A 10,983-nucleotide genomic window follows, 5' to 3' on the forward strand; every position below is an offset into this window, starting at 1 on the left:
GCTACCGCCTACCGCCTATGAATGGCGAAGCTGTCGCGGGGTGGGCGACCTGATCACCGCTTCGAAGAAGCTGTTTTTCATCTTGAAAGCGGAAGTTGCAGCCAATTCGCACGTGTCAATATAACCATCAATGAAAAACTTCATCCTCTTCTCGGTGATATTTCTCGCGTCGGCCTATCTTTTCGGAAGTGAAGAGATATCGGCCAATCTAAAAGAAAGTGCGATTTCAGAGTCCCCCGCTTTCGCGAGTGCTAAATTTGTCGAGGTCGTCAAAACAGGCGGCAAAAAGCTCAGTTCTTACCGAGTGCGCTACGCGTTTCAGGTCGGCGGCACTCAGTACTATGCCCTGACGACATCAACGGATGAGCAGGGAGCCCTTCAATACGCGGCACAACCGGAGACGTTGGTCGCCTACGACAGTCGGAATCCGACTGTCAATGCACTGAAGAGATACTACGATCAACGGAGAAATCGCGGGAACCTCTCTCAGTCACTGGTCGTAGTCGGCGTGCTTTCAGTTCTCATAACCCTACCAGTTTGGCTGCTGCTGAGTTGGAGGTTCGGTTGGCTCAAACGTAGAAGGCCTGCATGAGCTCTACCTGCTGGTAAAGATGTTGCACTTCAGACTTGAGGCTGTCGTCAAACGTTAGAATATCGAGAAAACAGGAGAAAAACACATGGCTTTTGTGACTGAATACATCCCTGAAGCGGATAAGAAAAAATACAACATAACGGACGATAACCATTTTTATCGGGCTGGCTCAAGCGACTGGACGGTGGATAGAGATCGTGGAATATTTCTGGTACGTCGCACAGGAACTAGTCCGGAAGGCGTTCCAGGGCAAATACATTGGGCATTCTTTTGGGGTGGACATTTGTTGGATGTGCTGCTCGAAACGATCGATATCGGAGGAGATTTTCGAGGCGGCAACGGTTGGGAGCACAAAAGGATCTTGCACATCGGCGGTTTGACCCAGGAATTGCAAGCCAAGCGGGAGCAAATCATTGGCGATCTTCGGGAGGCCTTGGCTTCTTACCGTGGATTAGGGGTTTTGTCCACCAAGACCTCTTATGAAGTCATATTGGATGCCGAATAAAAATCATGCCCTACTCACTCGATCAAGCAAAACTGCTACTCCAGTCAACAGAACTTACGCAACAGGCCCTGACCGACTTGGTGAAGAAGGTTTCTATTGAAGCTACTGGCTCGATAACCGTATTTTACGGTGGACTCTTGCCAGACGGTTCCAGTGCTACTCAGGTCGTAGGGGCGATGGTTGATGCAGGTGAGGATATTCGTGTTTTAGATAAAACTCCTGCGGCAAAATTCCTTAAATCAATCGAATTCCTTCGTGCCGCTGGTATGGCCTCTGGGTTGTCGGATGAGGATATTGGGAAATTAGTTGATGGAAAACTGGGGAAAAATCCAGCTACAGATTGGATTTTTGCAAGCGACCCGCACACAGCTCCGTGGGCTGCAGCGTCCCAAAATTTCGCTCAAGCCACGAAGGGGGAGGTCAGGTTATTGGTTTCAGGCGAACGGGCGACCGCAGACCGCGTCTTCAATAAAGCTGAACTGCCCGCGCTGCTTCAGAACTCGGCCGTTACCAAGATCAACGAATACGATGTCAACGCCCTCAAGGCTATGTACCCTGAGGCGGGTCGGGTTCCACCCGACACAAGCAGGATGTTTGAAGGGCTCAAGCTCAGCAGCGAAAGGAGCCTCGTTGTCAGCGGCCTCAACGTCGTCAACGACGCCAAGGGCAACGTCATTTCGGTGGCCAGAGGAAATCTCCTCGCCTCGGAACTGTTCGACGCAAGCTATTTGAAGAGCCACCCTGAAAAGCTCGACGTCTGGAAGGACTACCTCAAGGCGAATCCAAGTCGCGTAAGTGCCTTCACCGATTTCGCGAAACTCAACGTCAGCACGACCAAGGCTCTCTTCAAAGCCGGAGGTGCAGTAGCGCTCAAATCGGCCAAATTGCTCGGACCAGTCGCTGGGATTCTGGCGTTTGCCATGGCAAGCGCCGAGGCGGCCGAGGCCAAGGCCCAGGGCAACGACGCCCAAGCTCTAGAGATCATGAAGCTGTGGGCGATTGACACCGGGGGCTCGGCTATTGGCACGGCTGCTGGTACCGCCATTGCGGGAATTGCCCTTGCCGCAGCTGCCGCAGTTGGCGTGACAGTGGGGGCTCCTATCGCGGCAGTTGTTATGCTCGGAGCGGCGCTCTTCGGTGGCATATATGGAGGCGATGGCGCGACCGAGCTGTATCACCTGTTTGACGACAGCGACGACAACGGCAAGCGTGACATCGTCGACAAACTCGGCAACTTGCTGGGCGGCGCCACCACGACCAGTGGTTCGCTACTCCCCTCCGATCTCAACGGAGGCAAGTACACGATCGATGCCAAGCTGACCCTGGAAGAAATCATCGCCAAGGCCCGCGAAGACATTTCGTGGCGGTATGCCCTCAGAGAACTCAACCCGTTTGTCATCACCGACGTGAGCTATGCGGCGCACAACACCGATGGCTCGCTTGATCTGTACGACGAGGCCACTGGCACTGGCTCCATGACTCAGACCTACCTGGCCGACCGGGCAGCCATGCTGTCCTGGAAGATCCAGTGGGACAAGCGGGGCTCGCTGGACGAAGACGACATCACCAACGGCCGCTTGACTCACAAGCCCTACAACGAAGACTGGGACACCAGCACCGTGCAGGGCAACTGGGACTACGTCGATCTCACCAAGCGCCTCGCAGGCGGTGCACCGCTAACGTTGGCCATCGACGGCACCGGCATTTCGCTCAGCGATCACCAGATTGTCTTTGGCAGCTCGGGCGATGACGTCATCAACGGGGCGGGCGATTCCGACCGTCTGTACGGCATGGCCGGCAACGACACCGTGTCCGGCAAAGCCGGTGCCGACTACCTGGAAGGCGGCGCGGGTAACGACAAGCTCGATGGTGGCGCCGAAAACGATACGCTCTACGGCGGCATGGGCGACGACATCTTGACCGGAGGACAGGGCAACGATGTTCTGCACGGAGGAGCCGGGGCCGACACGTACATCGTCGCCGCAAACGAGGGGGTCGATTCCATCACGTCAAGCGATGCGACCGACGTGCTTAAGTTTGCTGGTCGAACGTTGACGGGCAGCGGAACCCTCAAGACGAACGCCAACGGCGTGACCGTGTGGGTCGATGAGTCGGTGGCCTCAGCGCCGGTGATCTACATGTTCGACGCCAACCGCGCCGAGTTGACCTTGGCTGGTTCGGGTAGCACGGTGATCATCAAGGACTTCCAATCCGGCGACCTGGGCATCACCGCCCCGGTGGCAACCCCGCCCGTGGTGCCGCCGGCCCCGCCTACCAGCGCCGACTTCGCCTCGGTGGACGGCTTCCAGCAGTACAAGGACTGGAGCCATGCAGGCCAGGCGGCCAGCACCTTCACCAACATCGCAGCCGGCTTCTACCGCGTCGAAGGCAGCAAGGGCGGCGATGTGATGACCGGCGGCGCATCGCTCGGCAGCAGCGCCACCAGCCCCACCTCCTTCAACGCCGCGCAGATCGTCGGCCGCGCCGGCGACGACCGCCTGTTCGCGGTGGCCGAGCAGACCGAGGCGCAAGCCCTGGCGGGCACGCCGCTGCTCACCGCGCAGGAAGCCCCGCTGCTCGACGGTGGCCAGGGCAACGACTTCATCGTCGGCAGCAGCGCCGACGACCTGGTCTTCGGCGGCCAGGGCGACGACCGCATCATCACCGGCGCGGGCCGCGACATCGTGCTCAGCGATGGCGACATGGGCACGGGCTTCAAGTCCTTCGCCGAACTCGGCCAGGCTGAGACGGTGATGGAGGGCAGCAACCGCAACGGCCTGGGCGGCCAGAGCGCCAGTTGGCGCGACCTCGGGCCGGTCAGCGCCGGCGAGTACGCGGTGTACATCACGAGCAAGGGCTGGACGGGCAACCCGGCCGGGTCGGGGAATCGGCTGTCGCTGCCGTACGGCTACATCGACCCACTGGCCAACATCGACCTGCGGGCGTTCGCGCAGGACACGCTGGGCACGAGCGTGCTGCCCGAGAGCAATCCGCTGTATGCGTCCGTCGCTGCTCAATTGGGCTACGAGCCCGGCACCTTCGACCTGGTGATCCAGGGCAGCAGCCGCAACACCGGCAACGGCGGCTACGCCTACGACCCGAACGACCCCAACCCGCAGACGCGCCTGCTGGACAGCTTCAGCACGGCGGCGTACGCCGGGCGCGACGTGATCGACACCGGCGCGGGCGATGACGTGGTCAACGCCGGTGGCGGCGACGACCTCGTCTTCGCGGGCGCAGACAACGACGTGGTGGCCGGTTACCAGGGCAACGACATCCTCAACGGCGACGCCGGCAATGATCTGCTGTATGGCGACTACCTCGCCCGGCTCAGCACCGCGCTGCTCGACGGCATCACCGGGCTGTCCAAGGGGTCCACGGGGTTGGACGGCAGCGAGCACGGCAACGACATTCTCAACGGCGGCGCCGGCAACGACATGCTGATCGGCGGTGGCGGCTCCGATGTGCTGGACGGCGGCGATGACGACGACGAACTCAACGGCGACGAATACGGCCTGTCCGCGCAATGGTCCGGCAACGACATCCTCGACGGTGGCGCCGGCAACGACAAGCTGATCGGCGGCGCGCTCGACGACGAGCTGCGCGGCGGCATCGGCACCGACGTGCTGTTCGGCGATGGCGAGATCGGCTACGTGCCGGCCGAAGGCCACGGCAACGACCGGCTCGATGGCGGCGCAGGCAACGACCGCCTCTACGGCGGCGGCCGCGACGACGTGCTGGTCGGCGGCACCGGCAACGACCAGCTGATGGGCGACGACACCATCGACAAGGTGCCCGGCACCCTGCATGGCAACGACCAACTCGATGGTGGTGCCGGCGACGACACGCTGGCGGGTGGCGGCGGCAACGACGTGCTCAGCGGCGGCGACGGCAACGACTGGCTGGCCGGCGAAGACGAGGAGGCCACCAACGCGGTCTCCACGCTGACGGGCAACGACATCCTCGACGGCGGGACCGGGGCCGACACGCTGGTCGGCGGCAACGGCGACGACCAGCTGCGTGGCGGCGAAGGCGACGACCTGCTGTTCGGCGGCGCCGGCAACGACACGCTGGACGGCGGCGCGGGCCTGGACGTGATGGCCGGCGGTGCCGGCAACGACACCTACATCCTGCGTGCCGGCGACCTGAACGCCGACGGCACGGTCGCCGAGACGATCGCCGACACGCAAGGCGTCAACAAGCTCGTGATCGCCGACGGCACGGTGGCGGCCACCGGCAAGGGGGCCAACGCGAACGACCTGGTGATCGTGTTCCAGGGTGGCGCCAAGGTGCTGATCGACAACGGCATGCGCGGCAACACGGTGGGGTCCGTCGAGATGCCCGACGGCACCGACATGACGCTCGCGGCGTTCCTGCGCTCGACCCTCGTCGACAGCGTCAACCTCGGCACCGACAGCAACTCGCGCTCGCTGGCCGGCGGCAAGGCGGCCGACACGCTGAGCAGCAGCGATGGCCATGCGCGCCTGGAGGGCGCCGGCGGCAACGACACCTACAGCTGGAACGGCGGCGGCATCACCATCGCGCTGAGCCAGGGCGACGGCGTCGACCAGCTGCACGGCGGCGGGTCGCTGGCCGATGCGGGCGTGTGGCGCGACGCCAATGTGATCGAGTTCGGCGACAACGTCGCACCCGACAGCGTGCGGCTCGAATGGCGCATGCTCGACGGCACGAAGCGGCTCGTCCTGGCCTACGGCGATGGCGAAGACTGTGCGGTCCTCGATTTCAGCGGCAGCAGCTGGTCCAGCGTCTCGGCCTCGTTCGACTCGGTGCGCTTCGCTGACGGCAGTTCGCTGAGCTTCCAGCAGGTCGCCGCCCGCGGTGTGCGCTTCGACGCATCGGCCACCGACAGCAGCGTCGACGGCAGTTTCCTCGACGAGGTGTTGCACGGCAACGCAGCGGCCAACCTGCTGACCGGCGGCGCCGGCAACGACACCTACGTCTTCGGGCGCGGCGACGGTGCGGACCGCATCAATGCCGCTGGACGCGACCTGTCCGAGATCGAGGCGATTCAGTTCGCGGCCGATGTGCTGCCCTCGGACCTGCTCTGGATCCAGCATGGCAACGACCTGATCATCCGCATCCGCGGCACCGCTGACCAGCTGACGGTGACCGGCGCCTTCTCGACCAACCCGATGAGCGAGTACCGTTTCGCGGACGGCTCCGCCTTCACGACCGAGACGCTGCCGATCGACGGCGGCAACGGGCAGGCCACGGCCGGCAACGACACGATCTACACCGGCCCGGGCGCCGATGCGATCGACGCGCTGGACGGCAATGACGTCGTCGAGTCCGGCGCCGGCAACGACAGCGTGCAAGGCGGCCTCGGCGATGACACCCTCTATGGCAACGCCGGCGACGACACGCTGATCGGCGGCGCCGGTGGCGATTTTCTCGATGGCGGTGCCGGCAACGACCGGCTGGAAGACGATGGCGCCCGCAACGCAGGCAACCAGGCTGCGCGCCTGACCGGCGGCGGCGGGCTCGACACCTACCGCATCGTGCGGAACGCCGCTTCGGCGGCGGGCGACCTGCTCGTGGTCGATGCGGGCACCGATGGCGGCGACAACGTGGTTCTCGCCGGCATCGATCCCGCCAACACCCTCGTGCGTCGCTCCGGCAACGACCTGCTGTTGCAGGTGCTGGACGCATCCGGTGCGGTGAGCTTCACCGTGCAGTTGCTCAACCAGACACTCAACCTCGCCGCGCCCCCGGTGCAGCAGGTCAGCTTCGAGGCCGCGCCGGGCGTCATGTGGTCGGCCGCCGACCTCCTCGCCCGCGCCGTCACCGGCACGGCAGGCGCCGATGTGCTCGACGGCTTCGACACCCTCGACGACCTGATCTCCGGCGGTGCAGGCAACGACACGCTGCTCGGCAACGGTGGCAACGACACGCTGGACGGCGGCGCCGGCTACGACGTGCTGAAGGGCGGCGCCGGCAACGACACCTACCTGTTCGGCCCCGGCACGGACGGCGACCGTGTCAGTGATGTCGATGGAAGCAACGCCAACGTGATCCAGGTCGGCGTCGGGTTCTCGGCCGCCGACATCACTCTCGTGCGCACTGGCCAGGACGGCGGTGGAACCTTTTCTGCCAACGACTCGCTGGTGCTGCTGCACGGCCCGTCGGGCACGCGGTTGTGGGTCGACCAGTTCTTCCAGCCCGGCGGCCAGGGCGTGGCCAGCATCCGTTTCAGCGACGGCAGCAGTTGGGCCTATGCCGACATCGCCGCGCGCGCAGGCGCCAGCATCACCGGCCCGGCCGACACGCAAACGGGCGGCAGCGGCGACGATGTCTTCACGATCGACAACCCCGCCGACGTGATCGTCGAGCAGCCCGGCGGCGGCACCGACACGGCGCGCAGCGCGGTGTCGTACGCCTTGCCCGACAACGTCGAGAACCTGGAGCTCACCGGCTGGCTGGCGGTCTCCGGCGACGGCAATGCGGCGGCCAACGTGCTGCGCGGCAACGCGGCCGACAACACGCTGGACGGCATGGGCGGCGCCGACACCTTGTACGGCGGCGCCGGCAACGACTGGTACCGCGTTCTCGATCGCACGCGTTACGGATCGGTCAATGCGAGCTTCTTCACGGCGGTCACGCCCAACGTCGTCGAACTCGCCGGGCAGGGCACCGACACGCTGCAAAGCAACCTCTTCAGCGTCACGCTGCCCGACCAGGTCGAGAACCTCTACATCGGCTCGCTGATCAAGGCGACCGGCATCACCTACAGCTCGACCGACGTGCTGCGCTACGCGTACACCGGCAACACCGGCAACAACGTGATCGACCTGCAGACGGGCGGCGCGAACTTCAACTGGGTGAGCGGTGCGCCGATCGCCGGCACGCTGATCGACGGCGGTGCGGGTGCCGACACGATGATGGGCACCATGATCGACGACACCTACCTGGTCGACGATGTGGGCGACGTCGTGATCGAGAGGGCGGTCCTCGGCGACGGCACGCAACTGTCCACGCAGGACCGGGTGATCTCGACGCAAAGCTACACGCTCGGTGCCAACCTGGAGATGCTGACGCTGAGCGGCAGCGCGGCCACCAGCGGCGGCGGCAATGCGCTGGACAACACCTTCGACAGCTCGCAGAACACCGCGACCAACGTGCTGACGGGCCAGGGCGGCAACGACACCTACCGCATCGGGGTGAACGACACGGTGGTCGAGGCGGCCGACGGCGGCACCGACACGGTGATCGTCGACAGCCTGGCCGGCATCGCGGCCACGCGGCTGTCGCTCGCCGACCATGCGAACGTCGAGAACCTGCGCGCCGGCGCGCTGCTCGGCAACATCGACGTGCTGGGCAACGCCGGCAACAACGTGCTGTACGGCAGCAAGGCGAACAATGCCATCCAGGGCGGCGATGGCGACGACCGCCTCGAGTCGCTGGACTTCGCCGGCGTCACCTACAGCTCCTTCAACCAGCGCTACGACTACCTCGACTCCTACGACCAGCTCGACGGCGGCAACGGCAACGACACGCTGCGCGGCTACGGCGGGCACGACACCCTGCTGGGCGGCGCGGGCGACGACATGCTGGAGATCCGCGATGCCAGTTACGCGCTGCTCGATGGCGGAAGCGGCAACGACACGCTGACCCTCAGGCAGACCGGCAACGTGTCCTCGTATGTGCAGGTGCAGTTCGGCCAAGGTGCGGGCGTGGACCGGTTGAGCCCCGCAGGCGCGCGCAGCGAGGCGTCGTGGCAGGGCTCGAAGCAGGGCCTGTCGGCGATCGGCCTGGCGGTGGGCACCGATGCGAGCCGTCTGCGCTTCACGCAGCAGGACACCTCGCTCGTGATCGCGCTCGACGGCAGCGCCGATGCGTTGACGATCGAGGACTTCTTCTCGGGCCCGAACCAGGTCCGCACCGACCTCGACTCCATCCTGCTGCCCGATCGCACGCGGCTCACGCGCGATGCGATCGTCGCCGGCCTCGGCCGCAGTTCGATGGCGCAGGCGACGACGGGAACCGACCTGCTGATCGCCTCGGCCAGCGGTGGCGCACTGTCGGCCGGCGACGGCGACGACCAGCTGTTCGGCCAGGGCGCTGCGGATGCGTTGACCGGCGATGCAGGCAACGACGTGCTCAAGGGCGCCGGCGGTGCCGACACGCTCAGTGGCGGCGCAGGCGACGACACGCTCGTTGGCGGTGCAGGGGCCGACCAGTACGTCTTCGGCGCGAACTGGGGCCAGGACGTGGTGTCGGAGATCAAGCGCGACGAGAACTTCGTCGCAGGCGAGATGAACGCGGTGGATGACGGTGCCGTCGATGCGGTCGTCTTCCAGTCCGGCGTGCTGGCCTCCGACATCCGCGGCAAGAAGGACAATTTCGACCTCGTGCTCACCCATGCCGTCACCGGCGACACGATCCGCGTCACCGACTGGTTCCTGCCCGACGCAAGCACCGCCGGTCACGTGGAGGAGATCCGCTTTGCGGACGGCACGGTGTGGGGCCAGTCGCAGATCAACCAACTGCTCAGCCAGATCACCGGCACCGAGGGAGACGACAACCTCGAAGCGCTCCCCATCGACAGCACGCTGACCGGCCTCGGCGGCAACGACTGGTTGCGCGGCAACATCGGCAACGACACGCTGCTCGGTGGCGACGGCAACGACATGCTGATCGGCGACGCCGGCAAGGATCGGCTGGAGGGCGGTGCCGGCATCGACAGCTTGTACGGCGGCCTGGGCGACGACACGTACGTCATCGACAGCACGCAGGACAACATCAACGAGTACGACGGCGAGGGCACCGACACCGTCGAATCCGCCGTCACGCTGACGCTGGCGGCGACGCTGGAGAACCTGACGCTCACCGGTGCTGGCAACCTGGGCGGCACCGGCAACGGGACGGGCAATGTGCTGGTAGGCAATGCCGGCGCCAATGCGCTGAACGGCCTGGGGGGTGTCGACACGATGCGCGGCGGTGCCGGCGACGACACCTACACGGTGGACAACACGGACGACGTCATCGTCGAGAACGCGGGCGAAGGCACCGACACGGCGAAGAGCAACGTCAGCTACACGCTGTCCGCCAACATCGAGGCGCTGACGCTGACGGGCAGCTCGAACGTCAACGGCACGGGCAACGACCAGGCCAACACGCTCACCGGCAATGGCGGCGTCAACCGGCTGGACGGCGGCGCAGGGGCGGACGCGATGAGTGGCGGTGCGGGCAACGACACCTACGTGGTCGATGACACGAACGACAGCATCATCGAAGCGGCCAGCAGTGGCACGGATGCGGTCGAGTCCACCGCCACCACCTACACGCTGGCCGCGAACGTCGAGACGCTGACGCTCAAGGGCAATGCCAACATCGATGGGAAGGGCAACACGGCGGCGAACACGCTGGTGGGCAACGCGGGCAACAACGTGCTCGACGGCCTGGGCGGGCTGGACAACATGACCGGTGGTGCCGGCAACGACACCTACTACGTCGACACCGCCAACGAGGCCACCACCGAGCTGACCGGGGGCGGAACCGACACGGTCAACAGCACCATCACCTGGACGCTGGGCAACTTCGTCGAGAACCTGACGCTGCTCAACAGCAACGCGATCGATGGCACCGGCAACGGCCTGGACAACCTGCTGTTCGGCAATGCGGGCGTCAACGTGCTGAAGGGCCTGGAGGGCAGCGACACCTACAGCAGCGGCGCCGGCAACGACACGATGACGGACACCTCGACCAGCTCGAACGACGTCTACCGCTGGGGCCGCGGCGACGGCCTCGATACGATCACCGATGCGGGCGGCAGCGACCGCATCGAGATCGCCACCGGCGTCACCGCCGCGCAGCTCACGCAGACGCGCAGCGGCAACAACCTGGTGCTGGGCATCAGCGGCGTGAC

4 protein-coding genes are annotated in these 10,983 nt (G+C 65.0%); 3 read left to right on the forward strand and 1 reads right to left on the reverse strand.

The annotated features are described in order from the left end of the window. Positions 1–130 precede the first annotated feature (130 nt). Positions 131–592 carry a hypothetical protein gene (locus AC1DXV_RS25150; protein ID WP_477869410.1) on the forward strand — a complete coding sequence of 154 codons (462 nt, stop codon included), beginning with the start codon at positions 131–133 and terminating at the stop codon, positions 590–592. A gap of 85 nt (positions 593–677) precedes the next feature. After that, the gene (locus AC1DXV_RS25155; protein WP_477869408.1) at positions 678–1,097 is read left to right on the forward strand and encodes a hypothetical protein; all 420 of its coding nucleotides are present in this window, start codon (positions 678–680) and stop codon (positions 1,095–1,097) included. A 434-nt stretch (positions 1,098–1,531) separates the two neighbouring features. Here AC1DXV_RS25155 and AC1DXV_RS25160 read toward each other — a convergent pair whose 3' ends face one another. After that, positions 1,532–2,068: a hypothetical protein gene (locus AC1DXV_RS25160; RefSeq protein WP_477936100.1), complete on the reverse strand. Its 537-nt coding sequence runs from the start codon at positions 2,066–2,068 to the stop codon at positions 1,532–1,534. Positions 2,069–2,212: 144 nt separating this feature from the next. On the opposite strand from AC1DXV_RS25160, the gene AC1DXV_RS25165 reads away from it, so the two are divergent. Next, the coding region (locus tag AC1DXV_RS25165; RefSeq protein WP_477936102.1) for a calcium-binding protein at positions 2,213–10,983 on the forward strand (8,771 nt) is incomplete at its 3' end.

Source organism: Rhizobacter sp. P3_C12 (genome assembly GCF_056402735.1).